General features: G+C 61.9%; 9 protein-coding genes and 1 riboswitch. Of the genes, 2 read left to right on the top strand and 7 right to left on the bottom strand.

The genetic code is table 11. The features are described from left to right. Positions 1–4: 4 nt before the first annotated feature. Positions 5–964: an adenosylcobinamide-phosphate synthase CbiB gene (gene cbiB, locus ACK5JN_RS03870; RefSeq protein WP_416868949.1), complete on the bottom strand. Its 960-nt coding sequence runs from the start codon at positions 962–964 to the stop codon at positions 5–7. Continuing rightward, positions 961–2,334 carry a cobyrinate a,c-diamide synthase gene (locus ACK5JN_RS03865; RefSeq protein ID WP_416868948.1) on the bottom strand — a complete coding sequence of 458 codons (1,374 nt, stop codon included), beginning with the start codon at positions 2,332–2,334 and terminating at the stop codon, positions 961–963. Before ACK5JN_RS03865 ends, cbiB begins: the two co-directional genes overlap by 4 nt. Positions 2,335–2,429: 95 nt before the next feature. Continuing rightward, positions 2,430–2,609: riboswitch (cobalamin riboswitch) on the bottom strand. A 134-nt stretch (positions 2,610–2,743) separates the two neighbouring features. On the opposite strand from ACK5JN_RS03865, the gene ACK5JN_RS03860 reads away from it, so the two are divergent. Continuing rightward, positions 2,744–3,613 carry an L-threonine kinase gene (locus ACK5JN_RS03860; protein WP_416868947.1) on the top strand — a complete coding sequence of 290 codons (870 nt, stop codon included), beginning with the start codon at positions 2,744–2,746 and terminating at the stop codon, positions 3,611–3,613. Here the strand turns inward: ACK5JN_RS03860 and cobD are convergent. Both cobD and amiC read right to left on the bottom strand, forming a co-directional pair. Continuing rightward, positions 3,598–4,674 (bottom strand): threonine-phosphate decarboxylase CobD, encoded by a 1,077-nt coding sequence (cobD, locus tag ACK5JN_RS03855; protein ID WP_416868946.1) that lies wholly within the window; start codon positions 4,672–4,674, stop codon positions 3,598–3,600. The two genes, ACK5JN_RS03860 and cobD, sit on opposite strands and share 16 nt — an antisense overlap. A gap of 6 nt (positions 4,675–4,680) precedes the next feature. Next, a complete protein-coding gene (amiC, locus tag ACK5JN_RS03850) occupies positions 4,681–5,931 on the bottom strand; it encodes an N-acetylmuramoyl-L-alanine amidase AmiC (protein ID WP_416868945.1) in 1,251 nt (416 codons plus the stop codon). A gap of 230 nt (positions 5,932–6,161) precedes the next feature. On the opposite strand from amiC, the gene argA reads away from it, so the two are divergent. Beyond that, positions 6,162–7,493 carry an amino-acid N-acetyltransferase gene (argA, locus tag ACK5JN_RS03845; protein WP_416868944.1) on the top strand — a complete coding sequence of 444 codons (1,332 nt, stop codon included), beginning with the start codon at positions 6,162–6,164 and terminating at the stop codon, positions 7,491–7,493. Between the two features lie 133 nt (positions 7,494–7,626). Here argA and recD read toward each other — a convergent pair whose 3' ends face one another. The 3 genes from recD to ptrA are packed head-to-tail and all read right to left on the bottom strand — an operon-like array spanning position 7,627 to position 15,889. Continuing rightward, complete coding sequence (gene recD, locus ACK5JN_RS03840; RefSeq protein ID WP_416868943.1) at positions 7,627–9,465, bottom strand: exodeoxyribonuclease V subunit alpha; 1,839 nt, start codon at positions 9,463–9,465, stop codon at positions 7,627–7,629. Beyond that, positions 9,462–13,007, bottom strand: a complete 3,546-nt coding sequence (gene recB / locus ACK5JN_RS03835; protein ID WP_416868942.1) for an exodeoxyribonuclease V subunit beta — start codon at positions 13,005–13,007, stop codon at positions 9,462–9,464. The genes recD and recB overlap by 4 nt, the downstream gene beginning before the upstream one ends. Then, on the bottom strand, positions 13,004–15,889 hold the full coding sequence (gene ptrA, locus ACK5JN_RS03830) for a pitrilysin (protein WP_416868941.1): 2,886 nt from the start codon (positions 15,887–15,889) through the stop codon (positions 13,004–13,006). Before ptrA ends, recB begins: the two co-directional genes overlap by 4 nt. Positions 15,890–15,933: the final 44 nt, after the last annotated feature.

Here is a 15,933-nt window from a genome sequence, read left to right as displayed (position 1 = left end):
CTCCTCAGGCCGCGCCCACCAGCCAGTACCTGACCGCCATAAACAGCAGCAGGGCCAGCGTGGATGCCACCCACATCAGTCGTATCGTTCGGGAAATATCATCAATGGCGATCGCGCGGCGGGCGTCGCCGATCCACGGCTTCTCCACGCGCTGGCCAAAATAGTCGTTCGGGCCGCCAAGGCGGATGCCCAGCGCCCCGGCGACGGCGGCCTCTGACCACGCGCAGTTCGGGCTGCTGTGGTGATAACGGTCGCGCCAGCCGATGCGCAGCGCGCGCGGGGCGTCAAGGCGGCAGAGCAACGCGGCGGCGCTAATCAGCAGCCAGCTCAGGCGCGCGGGAATGTAGTTCGCGACGTCATCCAGCCGGGCGCTGACCATGCCGATGGCGCGGTACTTTTCATGCTTGTAGCCGACCATTGAATCGAGGGTGTTGACCGCCTTATAGGCCATCGCCAGCGGCGCGCCGCCGAGCAGCAGGAAAAACAGCGGCGCGATAATGCCGTCGACGGTGTTTTCCGCCACCGTCTCCACCACCGCGCGGTTAATCTGTTCCGGCTGTAACTGCGAGGTATCGCGGCCAACAATCCACGACAGCTTGAGGCGGCTTTCAGCCAGCTCGCCCGCGCGCAGAGGGCGCTCAACGTCCTGCGCCGAGCGGGCGAGGCAGCGCCCGGCCAGCACGGTGAAAATCATCCACACCTCAATGCCCCAGCCCAACCACGGGTGAATCAACGTCGCCAGATGCAGCACGCCCCAGGCGATGCCGTAGGTCAGCCCGACCACCACCAGCCACATCACGCCGCCGCCGACGCGCAGGGCGCGGTCGCTACGGCATGCGCGGCGCACGGCGCGCTGGACGAGGGTAATCAGGTTGCCTATCCAGCGTACCGGATGCGGCCAGTTTTGCGGGTCGCCAATCGCGACGTCGAGCAACCACGCAACGCACCAGGCCAGCAGCGTCATAGCACGCTCCTTGCCGCCGCAAACCAGTGGTTGAGCATCTCAGGGCGTTGGGCGAAGTGAACGTGGAGATAGCTGGCGAAGGTGTTGCCAAGCTGCCAGCCGCCCTGCCACTGCGCCAGAATTTCACCGTCGCGGGTTTTGCGGCAGGCCATCGCCGGTGGGATGCGCGCGGTGAAATCGGAGTAGTGGAACTCGTGGCCGCGCAGCGCTTCGCCGGGGGCGGCGAGCAGCGTCTGCCGCTCGGCCCGCGCTTCGCAGTAGCCAAAGCGGGTCAGCCGCTGGCCCATTTTGCTGTCGCCGGGGAGGATATCCGCCATCGCGTGCACCTCGCCCTGCGCATCTTCCAGCGTGCTGCCGAGATACATCAGGCCGCCGCATTCAGCGTAAATGGCCACGCCGCGCTGATGCGCCGCTCGCAGCTGCGCCAGCATCGGCGCGTTGGCGGCAAGCGCTCGGGCGTGCAGTTCCGGGTAGCCGCCGCCGAGCCAGATCATCTGGCAGTCGGGAAGTTCCGCGTCATGCAATGGGCTAAAGCGGACAAGAGTCACGCCCGCGCGTTCCAGTAACGCGAAGTTATCCGGGTAGTAGAAATTGAACGCTTCATCATCCGCGACCGCGAGGGTTAGCCCCTCGCCGCTGGCCGGCATCGGTGGCCACTCGCCCGGCGGTAACATGTTCAAAGCGCTCAGTTCCAGCAGGCGATCAACATCCAACGTCCGTTCCAGCGTCGCGGCGAAATCCTTCCATGGCTGCGCATCGATGAGCGATTCTCTGGCGGTGACCAGACCAAGGTGACGTTCCGGTAGTGATACGCCCTCCGCACACGGCACGTAGCCGAGCACCGGCAGGCTGCAGTAGCGCTCAATGGCGCTTTTCAGCAGGTGATAGTGGCCGTCGCTGTTGACGCGGTTAACGATGACACCGGCAATATTCAGGCTCGGGTCGAAATGCTGGAAGCCCAGCACCGTCGCGGCAATCGAGGTAGAGACCGCTTTGCCATCGACCAGCAGAATCACCGGGCAGCCCAGCTGTTTGGCCATCGCCGCGCTGCTGCAATAGTTGGGGTCGGTGCCGTAGCCGTCATACAGGCCCATCACGCCTTCAATCACGGCGATATCGGCCTGCTGCAGGTGGTCGCAGAACAGGGCGTTAAGCGTGGGGGCGGGCAGCATAAAAGCGTCGAGATTGCGGGACGTAACCCCGCACAGCGCGGAGTGCCAGCCGGTATCGAGGTAGTCGGGGCCCACTTTGTAGGGCTGGACGCGCAGACCGCGCCGCTGAAACAGCGTCAGCAGGCCGAGCGTGACCGTGGTTTTACCACAGCCGCTGCCGGTGCCTGCGAGGAGAAATGCGTGCTGTCTGGCTGCCATACCCTGACCCTATTCAGGGTGGTCTTCGGGTATAGCCGTGCGTGCGCCCAGTCCGAAGACTGTGCGACTCAAAGCAACCCACTTCCCACCGAAGTTGTTGTGAATGGCCAACAGGCAGGTCTTCTGGCTTAGCGTCATCCTCACCCGTCCTTCCCAATCGTCACGATCAGTGGTCTTTACGGGGTCGTCAGCATCACAGCAGCGGGGGCTGCGGAGGGTTTACACCTCCTTCCCTGGCACATAATCTATGCCAAACCTGTTGGTTGCAGATTTATGCCAGCACACAGGCCCGCATAAAATAAAAGCAGGTTACTCTAGCGCCGCCAAAGAAGGAATTCGTTGCGCTATGACAATACCGGCAGATTTATTTACGGTAGTTATATCTCGTTCAGCAAGGCAAGGAAAATCAATGAGCGTGGCGCGCTGTCCCGCCTCCGGTGGGGAACTCATTCAGGGCTGGATCCTGGGCAGTGAAAAGCTTATCTCGTGCCCGGTAGACTGGTACAGCACGGTCGAGGTGCGCGAAGGCACGCCGCTGGCGGATGAACGCCCGCTGGCCCGCGCGATGCTCAAGGCGCTGCTGGCGCGCTGGGGCTATCCGCCGACGTTCAGCCAGGCGCTGCGCATTGAGATTGACTCCACCATTCCGCTGGCGAAAGGGATGGCCAGCAGCACCGCCGACATTGCCGCCACCGCCGTCGCCACCGCGCATCATCTGGGGCATTCACTTAGTGAATCTGAACTGGCGGCGCAGTGCGTCGCGCTTGAACCCACGGACAGCACCCTGTTTCGCGCCCTGACGCTCTTCGACCACCATCACGCGCAAACGCAGATAGCCTGCGCCGCCGCGCCGCATTTTGACCTGCTGGTGCTGGAAAGCCCGCTTCAGCTACGCACCGCCGATTATCACCGCCTGCCGCGCCGCGCGGCGCTAAAAGCCAACGCCGGGGTGATGCAACGCGCGTGGGAAAAGGTGCAAAGCGCCTGTACCCGCACTGACGCCAGCCTGCTGGGCGAAGCGGCGACGCTCAGCGCCGTCGCCAGCCAGACGCTACTGCCAAAGCCAGCGTTTGCGGCGCTGCTCGCGCTGGTGGAATCCTGCGGCTTGTACGGCCTGACGGTGGCGCACAGCGGCAGCGTGGTCGGGCTGATGCTCGACCGGCGTTATCACGATGTGGATTATCTGCACTGGGCGCTGAGCCAGCAGAAACTGGCGGCGCACTGGCCGCAGCGGCATCTGCTCGCCTCGGTGGCGGGTGGGGTTCAGGCCAGCGCCTGACGCAGGGCCGTCAACAGCCGCTGGTTTTCTTCACGGCTGCGGATCGCCACGCGGAAGTAACGCGCGTCCAGCCCGGGATAGTTCGCGCAGCTGCGAATCAAAATCTGCTTTTCTAACAGCGCGTACTGAAGCTCGACGTCCGGCCGTTCACAGCGTAAAAACAGATAGTTGGCCCGCCCCGGATAAACCTTCAGCCCCGCAATCTCGCCCAGCGCCTGATAAAAGCGCGCGCCTTCCTCGCGTAACCAGCGATAGGTCGCCTGCTGATAGGCAAGGTCGTTGAGCACCACCTCGCCCGCCAGCGCGGCAAAGGCGTTGATGGCCCAGGGCATCTGCCGCTGGCGTAGCCTGGCCACCGCCTGTTCATCGCTGTTCAGCAGATAGCCCAGCCGCAGGCCGGGAATGGCGTAGAATTTGGTGAGCGATCGCAGTACCCAGACGTGCGGAGAGTGCGCCAGCTGCGGGATAAAGCCCGGTTCGTCGGGAAGAAAATCGAGAAAGGCTTCGTCGAGGATCAGCGCGATATTCAGCGCCCGGCAGCGTTCGGCGATCGCCGTCAGCAGCGCGCGATCCGGCAGGAGGCCGGTTGGGTTATTCGGCGTGCACAGAAACAGGCAGTCCAGCTCCGCGGTCAGTGCCGGGAGCAAACGATCGGTCAACTGCCAGCCATCCTCTTCGCGCAGGAAAAAGGTGTCGATGGCGCATTCAACCGTTTCCAGCGCCCGACGATATTCGGCAAACCCGGGGGCAACGACCATCGCCCGGCGCGGCTGCAGCCCCTGAACAAGGGTGAAAATGGACTCCGTCTCGCCGTTGCCCGCCAGCACCCACGCCGCAGGCACGCCGTGGTGCGCCGCCAGCGCCTGATGCAGCTGCAGGTACTCAACGTCGGGGTAGCGCTCGGCGCAGGCGAGCTGGGCAACGATCGCCTGCTTCAGGCTCTCGGGCATGCCCAGCGGATTGATGTTGGCGCTGAAATCCAGCAGTTGGTCGGCGGTAAGGCCCATCAGCGCCGCCGCTTCGCGGGTGTTGCCGCCGTGGGCGCTTTTCAGACGCGTCATACCGGATTAACCGCGCCGCGCCAGCGTCGCGCCGTCGGCGAAGTAGGCCTTAATCCCGGCAAGGATTGACTCGGCCACTTCCTGCTGGAACTTCGCGGTTTTCAGCTTGCGCTCTTCTTCAACGTTACTGATAAACGCCGTTTCGACGAGGATCGACGGGATATCCGGTGCTTTCAGCACCGCAAAGCCCGCCTGCTCGACCTGGTTTTTATGCAGGTTGTTAATCTGCCCCATCTTTTGGAGCACCGCTTTACCAAACTTCAGGCTGTCGGCGATAGTCAGCGACTGCACCATATCAAACATGGTGTGGTCGACGTAGCGGTCGCCGCTTTTGCTCACCCCGCCGATGAGATCCGAGGCGTTCTGGGTTTGCGCGAGATATTTCGCCGCGGTACTGGTGGCCCCTTTGGTGGAGAGCGCAAACACCGATGAGCCGCGCGGCTGGCGGCTGGTGAAGGCATCCGCGTGAATGGAGACAAACAGGTCGGCGCGCTGTTTCTGCGCTTTGGCGACGCGCACCTTCAGCGGAATAAAGATATCTTCGTTGCGCGTCATGTAGGCCTTCATGTTGCCTTCTTTCTCAATCAGCGCACGCAGGCGGCGGGCGATTTGCAGCACCACGTCTTTTTCCCGCGTCTTGTGCAGCCCCACCGCGCCGGAGTCTTCGCCGCCGTGGCCGGGGTCAAGCATAATCACAATCGGGCGATCGCGGCCGGCTTTGCCCGGTTTCGGGCCGCTTTCGGCGGGCGGAACCTGCTTTTCGAGGCCGTCTTTATTGTACTCTTCCAGCAGCGCCAGCAGCGGATCCTGCACATCGTTAGCGTTCGCGGGATAGAGGTCCATCACCAGACGCTCTTTAAAACTGGCGACCGGAGCGAGGGCAAACAGCTGCGGTTTAACGTCCTGCTTCAGTTCAAACACCATCCGGACGGTTTGCGGGTCAAACTGGCCCACGCGCGCGGATTTGATAAACGGATCGTCGCCGCGAATCTGCGCCCCCATGCCTTTCAGCACCGAGTTGAGGTTCACCCCTTCGAGGTCCACCACAAGGCGGTCGGGATTGCTCAGGGCAAACTGCCGGTACTTGAGTACGCGGTTGGACTCGACCGTAACGCGCGTGTAGCTGGACGCAGGCCAGATGCGGACGGCCACCACCTGACTGACGGCAGCAAGACCAACCTGACTGACACTTAACAACCACATGGCGCCCGCCCCTTTTAACAGGCGGCGGCGACTCAACGACTGACTTCCCGACATGCTCCATCCCAGGCAAATAACGACGATTTAAAAATTAAGCAAAATACGATTGACCGAAAACTTTAACCAAAGGCGAATAAACTGTCATCTATAAAAGGGTAAACATTCGTTGGTTAAGCGAAATTCGCGGCGTTTTTTTCGCCTGGCAGGGTAAATTGCGGCTTGCGTTTACGGCCAAAACAGAATAAAAATACACTTATTACGAATAATCATGCATTGAGGGTTACGCTGTGGTGAAGGAACGTAGAACCGAACTGGTCGAGGGGTTTCGTCATTCTGTCCCCTATATTAACGCTCACCGGGGGAAGACGTTTGTCATCATGCTTGGCGGCGAAGCCATTGAGCATGAAAATTTTTCCAGTATCGTCAATGACATAGGGCTACTGCACAGTCTGGGCATTCGTCTGGTGCTGGTTTATGGCGCGCGCCCGCAGATTGACGCTAACCTGGCGCAGCATCACCACCAGCCGACCTATCATAAGCATATTCGCGTTACCGATAGCAAAACTCTTGAACTGGTTAAGCAAGCGGCGGGTCAGCTACAGCTGGATATCACCGCGCGGCTGTCGATGAGCCTGAACAATACCCCGCTACAGGGGGCGCATATTAACGTGGTGAGCGGTAACTTTATTATCGCTCAGCCGCTGGGCGTGGACGACGGTATCGACTACTGCCACAGCGGGCGCATTCGTCGTATTGATGAAGAGGCGATCCACCGCCAGCTCGACAGCGGCGCGATCGTGCTGATGGGGCCGGTTGCGGTTTCCGTCACCGGCGAGAGCTTTAACCTGACCTCCGAAGAAATTGCCACCCAGCTGGCGATCAAGCTCAAGGCCGAAAAAATGATTGGCTTCTGTTCCTCGCAGGGGGTCTACAACAGCGCGGGCGATATTGTTCCCGAGCTGTTCCCCAACGAAGCGCAGGCGCGCATTGAAGAGCTGGAGCAGGAAGGCGACTACCTTTCCGGCACCGTACGCTTCCTGCGCGGCGCGGTGAAGGCCTGCCGCAGCGGCGTGCGCCGCAGCCACCTGATCAGCTATCAGGAAGACGGCGCGCTGTTGCAGGAGCTGTTCTCCCGCGACGGTATCGGTACGCAGATTGTGATGGAGAGCGCCGAGCAGATTCGCCGCGCCACCATCAACGATATCGGCGGCATTCTCGATCTGATTGCCCCGCTGGAGCAGCAGGGTATTCTGGTGCGCCGCTCCCGCGAGCAGCTGGAGATGGAGATCGATAAATTCACGATTATTCAGCGCGATAACACTACCATCGCCTGCGCCGCGCTCTACCCGTTCCCGGAAGAGAAGATTGGCGAGATGGCCTGCGTGGCGGTCCACCCGGACTACCGCAGCTCCTCGCGCGGCGAAGTGCTGCTCGACCGCATTGCCGCTCAGGCGAAGCAGATGGGGCTGAATCATCTGTTCGTGCTGACCACCCGCAGCATCCACTGGTTCCAGGAGCGCGGGTTTAAGCCGGTGGACGTCGAGCTGCTGCCGGAGAGTAAGAAGCAGTTGTATAACTACCAGCGCCGCTCGAAGGTACTGATGGCGGATTTAGTCTAGCTGCGCCGAGCGGTCCCCTCGCCCCTTTGGGGAGAGGGTTAGGGTGAGGGGAATACCTGCACGGAGCCCCTAACCCTCACCCCAGTCCTCTCCCTTCAAAGGGAGAGGGAGCACATTGTGCCCACGCTTACCGCTATGCCATCTCCGCAAATATCGCCGACAGCCCGCTGCGCCGTTCGGTGCGGGTAGCAATCGCCTGCGCCAGCAGGTTTTCATCGGCATACATCGACAGCCGCGACTTCGCGCGGGTAATGGCGGTGTAGACCAGCTCGCGGCTGACCACCGGCACCAGCTGCGTCGGCAGCACCAGCGCCGCGTGGCTAAACTCGGAACCCTGCGATTTGTGCACCGTCATCGCCCAGGCGGTATCGTGCTCCGGCAGGCGACTGGGCTGTACCGACTTGATGCTGCCGTCCGGCATCGGGAACCAGACGCGCATCCCCTGCCCGCGATCCAGCGCCACGCCAATATCGCCGTTAAAAAGCCCTAAGGCGCTGTCGTTGCGGCTAATCATCACCGGGCGACCTTCGTACCAGCGCGAATGGCGCTGCGGCTGAATCTGCCGATGCCGCGCCAGCAGCTGTTCAAACTGCGCATTCAGCCCGCTGACGCCCCACGGCCCCTCACGCAGCGCGCACAACAGTTGATATTCACCGAACGCCGCCAGCACCTCGGCCGGGTCGGCCTGTTCGCGCAGACGCTGTAAATAATGCGCGTAGCCGACGCGCGCGTCGTCGAGCATGGCGGCATAGTCGTCGGTGGCGCGCAGCGGTTTGAGTTCAATATCGCTAAAGCCACGGGCAAATACCTCGCCAACGGCCTTTTTATCCCCCCGGTTTACCGCCCCCGCCAGTTGGCCAATGCCGGAGTCGCTGCCGAAGCGATAGCTGGTGCGCAGCAGGCACAGGCTATCGCGCAGCGCGCCCGCCGCGCTGCCGTCGCCCATGGGAACCTCGGCGCCCACCAGGTGGCTTAGCTGCGTCGCGCGCTGCGGCGTATAGCCCGCGTTCACCCAGCTACAGATATCGCCCAGCACTGCCCCGGCCTCTACCGACGCCAGCTGATCGCGGTCGCCGAGGAAAATGACGCGCCCGTGCGGCGGCAGCGCATCAATCAGCCGCGCCATCATCGGCAGGTCAATCATTGAGGCTTCGTCAACCACCAGCACGTCAAGGTGCAGCGGGTTGCCCGCGTGATAGCGCATTTTCTGGCTGCCGGGCTGCGCGCCAAGCAGGCGGTGCAGCGTACTGGCCTCCGTCGGCAGCATCGCCTTGTGCGCGTCGCTGAGCGTGAGCTTACGCAGCGCCGCGCCCAGCGACTCGGTCAACCGCGCCGCCGCTTTGCCGGTCGGCGCCGCCAGACGAATACGGAATTTGTCGGCATTGGCAATTTGTACCAGCGCCGCCAGCAGTCTGGCGACGGTGGTGGTTTTCCCGGTGCCCGGGCCGCCGGAGATCACCGAAATTCGCCGCGTCAGCGCCACGGCGGCGGCGACTTTCTGCCAGTCGACCGCATCACTGGCGGGAAACAGCGCGTTCAGGGTACTTTGCAGCTGTGCCTCATCTACCGCCAGCGGGGCCTGAGTGTCGCTGAAAAAGCGCGCCACCGTCAGCTCGTTATGCCACATGCGGTTGAGGTACAGCCGATCGCGGCTCAGAATCAGCGGCGACGGGCGATCGCCCGCGCTCACCGCCGCAGAAGCCAGCAGCAGCGCGGCCCAGTCGTCGGGCGCATCGGCGTCGATGAAAAGCTGCTGCCAGAATTCGCGCGCGCGCCCTTTCGGCTGCATCGTCGGCGTCAGGTGCGACAGCGGCAGGCACACGTGCCCTTCGCCGGTATCGCGGCTGAGCATCGCGGCCGCCAGCATCACCGCCGGGTGTTCGTCCTGCGCCACCATCAGCGCAAACTGCACGTCCAGCGGGCGCAGCAGCCGCTGCTCGACGGCTTCCAGCAATCGTTGCTCCAGACTCATGCGTCCTTCTCCTCGCCTTCTCCGGCAAACAGTGCGTCCATGGCCGCTATCAGCGCGGGGTCTGGCCGGGTAGTAAAGATCCCCTGCTGCCCCGCGTCGCCGTCAACGCCGCGCAGGAACAGGTAAATCACGCCGCCGAAGTGGCGTTCATAGTCATAGTCGGCAATGCGGTGGCGCAGATAGCGATGCAGCGCCAGGCTGTAAAGCTGGTACTGCAAATCATAGCGGTGCGACTGCATCGCCTCGGCCATCGCCTGCTGGGTGTAGGCCTCGCCGTCTTCCCCCAGCCAGTTGGACTTGTAGTCCAGCAGGTAGTAGCGCCCGTCGTGGCGGAAGACCAGGTCGATAAAGCCTTTCAGCATGCCGCGCACCTGGCGGAAGTCCAGCGTCGGGCAGCCCGCCGAGAGCGGGTCATAGCGACGGGTTAAGGCATCCAGCGCCAGCGGGTCGAGCGGGCGGTTGATGGGCAGATAAAACTCCATCTCCACCTGTTTTTGCTGTGCGCTCAACTGATTAAGCGCAATGCCGGTATCCGCCAGCGGCGCCGCCAGCACCTGAGAAATCCACGCGGTCAGCACCGGCTCCCACTCTTCGCCAAAGCCGTTGCTTTGTAGCTTTTCCGCCATCCACTCGGGAGAGATCGGCTGCGTGAAGTCGAGGTCTTCAAACAGGCTGTGCAGGAAGGTGCCCGGCGACGCGCCGCGCGGGAAGTTGTGCGGCGTCAGGGTGAGCTCCGGCAGCGTTTCCGCCGCGCCGACGGCGTCGATATCCAGGCGCGGCAGCAGATCCTGCGCCACGCTGTGGCCACGCTGCTGGAGGCCGGAATAGCTGGTCACCCGCCAATCATCGACCACGCGACGCAGCACCTGACGTGCCGCCAGCTCCGGCGTTTGCGCCTGAGTCGCCTGCCAGCGTTCATCACCGGGCGGCGTCGCCAGCGTCAGCGTAATATGGTCATCGCACAGCGCGCGCAGGCAGGCCTCCAGGCCCGCGGCGTCGAGCACCTCGCCTTTTTGCATCAGCCTTCCCGGCGCGCTGTGATGTAACTCGGTCGCCGTCGGCTTGTCGCTGCGCCGCGCGGTGAGCGGCGCTAACCCCAGGCTACAGTGCCAGACGGCGCGGGTTAAGGCGACATACAGCAGGCGCAGATCTTCCGCCAGCCGCTCGGCCTCTGCCAGCTCCAGGCTTTCTTCGCTTTCGTTGAGATCCAGCACCGCCGCAAACGAATTGCGGTCGTGGTAAAACGCCTGATTTTGTTTGCGGAAACGGGCGATAAACGGCAGCCAGACCAGCGGATATTCCAGCCCTTTCGATTTGTGAATGGTGACAATCTGCACCAGGTGTTTGTCGCTCTCCAGGCGCATTTGCTGGCTGGAGGCGTTAGTGTCCGGCTCGGCAATCTGCTGGTTCAGCCAGCGCACCAGCGCGTGCTCGCTCTCCAGCCCGGTTGCCGCTTCTTGTAACAGCTCGCTAAGGTGCAGAATATCGGTTAAGCGTCGCTCGCCGCCGTGGGTGGCGAGCAGGTTTTCCGCCAGAGAACGGGCGTTCATCAGCGCGCGGATCATCGGCATCACGCCGCGCCGCTGCCAGATAAGCCGGTAATCGCTGAACTCTTCCACCAGCGCATCCCAGGCGTTTTCATCCTGATTCAGCCGTTCGATATCCCGCGCGTTGAGGCCAAACATCGCGGTTGCCAGCGCGCTGCGCAGGGTATTTTCCCGCTCCGGCGTCAGCACGGCCTGTAGCACCCACAGCAGCTCCTGCGCTTCCGGGGTTTCAAACACGCTGTCGCGGTTGGAGAGGTAGACCGACGGAATCGCCAGCGCATTGAGGGCATCGCGAATCAGCGACGCCTCCTGACGGTTTCGCACCAGTACGGTGATGTCCGAAGCCTGGACCGGCCGGGCGCTGTCGCCGCGCCACAGCAGCGCCGTCCCACGCTGGCCGCCGGTCAGCCAGTCGCGAATCTGCGCCGCGCACTGCTGGGCCATAAAGTTCTGATAGTCGCCCGCGCTCACCCCTTCTCCAGGCATCAGCCAGAGGTTCATCGCCGGCTGATTTTCGCCATCGACCTCAAAACGCAGCGAGGCGTTTTTCGCGGCGGATTTCACCGGCAGGAACGGAATATCGCGGAACATAAAGGGGTTATCGACCAGCCCGAACAGGCGGTTGACGCTCTCCACCATGCCCGGCGCGGAACGCCAGTTAGTGTCGAGGGTGTAGTGCGCCGCCACGTCGCCGCGCGCGCGCATGTAGGTAAAGATATCGGCGCCGCGGAAGGCGTAGATAGCCTGCTTCGGGTCGCCAATCAGCAGCAGCGCGGTGTCCGGCTGCTGACGCCAGATACGGCGGAAAATGCGGTACTGCTGCGGGTCGGTATCCTGGAATTCATCGATCATCGCCACCGGAAAACGCTGACGAATCGCGGCGGCCAGCGCCTCGCCGCTTTCGCTCTCCAGCGCCTCATCAAGGCGGCTCAGCATGTCGTCAAAGCCCAGCTCGCCGCGGCGACGTTTCTCTCGCGCTACCGCTTCGCGGATCTCTTTCATCGCCTGCGCGATCACCAGATCGGTAAGCGTCAGCGGGGACGCCAGCAGCCGCTCGATGGCGCTGAATAGCGGGTGTGTTGGCACCGCGCCGCCCGCTTTGGTGCGGTCGGCCAGGAACGGCTGGCTGAATTTTTCCAGCGCGTCGGGGAGCTGGTAGTTTTTGCTCTCTTCCTGCGCCCAGGCGCTGATCTTGTCGATCCACTTGCCCTGGTTGCCGCGGTTGAACTTGCGGCGATCGATACCTGAATTTTCCAGCAGCGGCTCCAGCTCGCTGACCGCGGCTAGCCACTGCCGCTTGATGTCGCTAATCTGCGCGAGGATCTGCTGATGGCGCGACTCCAGCGTTTCGCTGTCGCTGAGCGGCATCTTCAGCTGCGGCGCTTCCCCTTGCAGATAGCGGTCGATCGATTTCAGCAGATCCTGCGGCCCTTTCCACGACTCGACGATGACCTGGGCGATATCGCGGCTTAGCGGGTAACAGTGGCGTCGCCAGAAGTCGGCGCAGGCCTGATAACGCAGCTGGGATTCATCTTCAATCAGCTGCTGTTCGAACAGCATCCCCGACTCAAAGGCGTTGAGGCTGAGCATGCGCTGACAGAAGCCGTGGATAGTAAACACCGCCGCGTCGTCCATCTGGCGTTCGGCCAGCAGCAGGACGTTTGCCGCCCGCTGAGGATCGTCAATTTCCGCCAGCAGGCTGGCGTAAAGCGGGTTGTCGGTAGCATTGCGCAGGCAGGCGACGCGCAGCTCATGGATGTTGCTGCGAATGCGCCCGCGCAGCTCTTCGGTTGCCGCTTCGGTGAAGGTGACCACCAGCAGCTCTTCGACGTTGACCGAGCGGGGAAAGGCGGCCTCGCCGCCCAGCCCCAGCAAGAGCCGCAGGTAGAGTGCGGCAATGGTGAAGGTTTTTCCGGTGCCCGCTGAGGCTTCAATCAGACGCTCACCGTAGAGGGGCAAACGCAGGGGATTAAGGGACTCAGCGGTTACGGTCATTCGTTCTCTCGTCTTATCGGTAAGGTTTGCTGCAACGCGGTTATGCTCTGCCACACCTTCCAGCCTTCGGGGTGCGCATAGTCCGTTTTACCATTCTGGCTACCGGAAACCTGCGACAGCACCGTCATGCCCTGGGGTGCGACGACGGTCTGGTGGAAGAAGTCGGCCAGCTTCTGCGGCGTTAACAGCTTAATCTGGGCCACTACTTTAGCACGTGAATCAAAGGCCATATTACCGCGATCGAAATCTTTGCTCAGCTGTGAGGCTTCATCACCCAGCGTTTGCGGCGCCTGCAGCATGTCGGCGATCACCGCCTGCTGGATTTGCGCGAACTCTTCCGGCTTCATCGCCCGCAGCTTTTGCTCGGCGGTCGGGAAGAAGGCCTTGAAGCGCTCCCACAGGTACGCCGGCTGCTTGTCGTTGCTTTGCAGCAGGAAGCCCATCCCCCACTGGCGGCCAATGTTCATCGAGAAGGCAAACACCGCGTAGCCGAGCTGTTCTTCGGTGCGCAGCTGATTGTAGAACCACGGCTGGACGATCTGCGCCAGCATGGCGCTCGCCGCGGAGCTGGAGAACTCACCCACGTTCGGCGGCGCAAACACCGCCGCCAGCGCGGAGTCGGTGCTGTTGCCCGCTTTTTCAAAGATGGCGTTCTGCTGTTTATCCACCAGCACGTCTTTATTGCGGCACCATTCGTTGCCGTTCGCACCCAACAGAGACCGCACGGTGCGCGCCAGCGTCGTTGACTGCTCGGCGCTGAGGTTGCCAATCACCATAAACTCCGGACGGCCGCCGGTTTTCAACTGGTCGCGGTAGGCCATCACCTCTTTCAGCGTGATGGAGGGCAGCAGCGCCTTACGGTCTTCGCGCTGGAAATACGGCACCTGCGAGACCATCTGCACCGGCATAATCGCCTGTTCGTAGGCTTTGCCTTTGTCTGCCGAGTCCATCATCTGCTTGTACCAGGACTTCGCCTGCTCAAGCTGATCTTCGGTTGGCGTATAGCTGAAGTAACCGTCTAACAGCGCACTAAACAGCTGCGGCAGACGCTGGGTGTAACCGTTGGCGTTAAGCATCAGGCCATTGTTCGCCCCGGTCGAGAAGCTGATCCCTCCGACGGCGGCCTGGTTACTGAGCTGGTCGAGCGCAACGCCCGCCAGATAGTCGTTGAGGGCGAACATCACCTGGTTTTTGGCGCTGTCCATCGCCTGCGGGTTACGCAGGATCATGGTGATATCGGCTTTCGGCTCGGCGGCAAAGTAGCGGCTCGGCATATAGACCAGACGCAGATTCGGTTCGTCGATAATCAGCTCCGGATGCGCGTAGCTTTTTTCGTTGTTGATCAGCGTGAAGTCATCGGGAATGTACGGGTTCAGCTGCGGCAAATTCAGCGTGATGCCCTCAGCCGCCTTCTGCCATTTGGCGAAGGTATCGGCGCTGATTTTATTGACCTGATACGGCGCATTCACAAAGTAAGCCGTCTTGTTATGCGGCTCTTTCGGGCTGATGTACCAGATACGCGCGTTCTGCGGCGTCATCATCGCCAGCCGATCTTTTATCGCCTGCGCGTCATAACGGTCGGCAATGTTCACGGCGTCCAGCGTGTGCGCGACCGGCACGCGAATCATGGTGTCAGCCAGCCATTCGACGTAGTCCATATCGCGGTTAATCGACGGGTAGCGGAAGTCGAGGTCCAGCACGTGGGCCAGTTCATCAAAGTAGCTTTTGTCGACGCCTTTCTGGCGCAGCATGTCGAGGTAGCTAAAGATAGCCGCCACCACCTGGTCCCGGTTGGCGAGGCCCTTATCGGTTAAGGTGGCGGAGATTGCCAGCACGCCGCTGTTGCCGTTGACCACCGGGTCGGAATCGGCGCGAATGCCTTCGACCAGCCCCTGCTTTTGCAGCCAGTCAGACAAGGTGCCCGGCGTACGGTTACCGATAAGGTAGGTGATCAGCTCGTCGGTTTTGCTGCGGAACTGGGCCGAGTTGTTATCAATACGGAACTCGACGCGCAGCACTTTACGCGGCAGCGCAGGTACGTAGTGAATAACGATGCCCTTCTGCGCGTCGGTGACCACCGGGACGGTAATTTCCGGGCGCTCGATAGATTTGTTCGGCACGCGGCCATAGGTTTGTGCCGCAATCTGCGCCAGCTCCGGCAGCGGTTTGTTGCTGTAAATAACCGCCTTCATCAGATTGGCGGAGTAGTATTTGTCGCGGAAGGCCAGCAGCGATTCATACACCGGGCTATTCGGCTTGTCGCTCAGCGTTTCGAGGTTACCGCCGGAGAAGCGCGCGCCGGGGTGCGCCGGGTTGATGGTTTCAGCGCTAACCTGCGCCATGCGCATGCCGTCGCGGGAGCGCGCCATGGTCAGCTCAGCGTTCACCGCGTTACGTTCGCGGTCGGCGTATTTTTTATCCAGCAGCGGTTCAGCAATGGCGTCCGCCAGGCGGTCAACCGCCCCCTGCAGGGCATCGTTCTCAACTTCCAGATAGAACGCGGTGCGATAGGGTGCCGTGCTGGCATTATGGCTGCCGCTATGCAGCTTGAGGAACTCCGAGAGGCTATCGGGCTGCGGGTAGTGCTTCGAGCCCATCAACGTCATGTGTTCAAGGAAATGCGCAAGGCCCGGGTGCGAATCAGGATCTTCCAGCGAGCCGACCGGCACCACCAGCGCCGACAGCGATTTCACCGCCTGCGGGTCGGAAACCAGCAGCACGACCATCTTGTTATCCAGCGTAATCGCTTGATACTGACGGGTATCTTTTTCGCTTTTACGGATGGTTTCCTGAATCGGTTGCCATCCGGTGTCTGCCTGACCTACGGTCGCCCAAAAGGCGGTGACAAAAACTACAATACTCAACCAGATACTGCGGGGCATTCACGGACCTCACCATTAACAAATACTGCTGAATCTTAATGCTT

It is taken from the genome of Kluyvera sp. (genome assembly GCF_047971185.1).
Taxonomy (GTDB): Bacteria; Pseudomonadota; Gammaproteobacteria; order Enterobacterales; family Enterobacteriaceae; genus Kluyvera.
The sequence above is the reverse complement of the archived record's forward strand: the minus strand, read 5'-3'. Positions and strand labels throughout refer to the sequence as shown.

Bases quoted from the DNA above. Each gene is read 5' to 3' on its own strand.
- ACK5JN_RS03865 (WP_416868948.1), bottom strand. From the start codon at position 2,334: ATGGCAGCCAGACAGCACGCATTTCTCCTCGCAGGCACCGGCAGCGGC.
- cbiB (WP_416868949.1), bottom strand. From the start codon at position 964: ATGACGCTGCTGGCCTGGTGCGTTGCGTGGTTGCTCGACGTCGCGATT.
- recD (WP_416868943.1), bottom strand. From the start codon at position 9,465: ATGAGTCTGGAGCAACGATTGCTGGAAGCCGTCGAGCAGCGGCTGCTG.
- recB (WP_416868942.1), bottom strand. From the start codon at position 13,007: ATGACCGTAACCGCTGAGTCCCTTAATCCCCTGCGTTTGCCCCTCTAC.
- ACK5JN_RS03860 (WP_416868947.1), top strand. From the start codon at position 2,744: ATGAGCGTGGCGCGCTGTCCCGCCTCCGGTGGGGAACTCATTCAGGGC.
- ptrA (WP_416868941.1), bottom strand. From the start codon at position 15,889: ATGCCCCGCAGTATCTGGTTGAGTATTGTAGTTTTTGTCACCGCCTTT.
- cobD (WP_416868946.1), bottom strand. From the start codon at position 4,674: ATGACGCGTCTGAAAAGCGCCCACGGCGGCAACACCCGCGAAGCGGCG.
- amiC (WP_416868945.1), bottom strand. From the start codon at position 5,931: ATGTCGGGAAGTCAGTCGTTGAGTCGCCGCCGCCTGTTAAAAGGGGCG.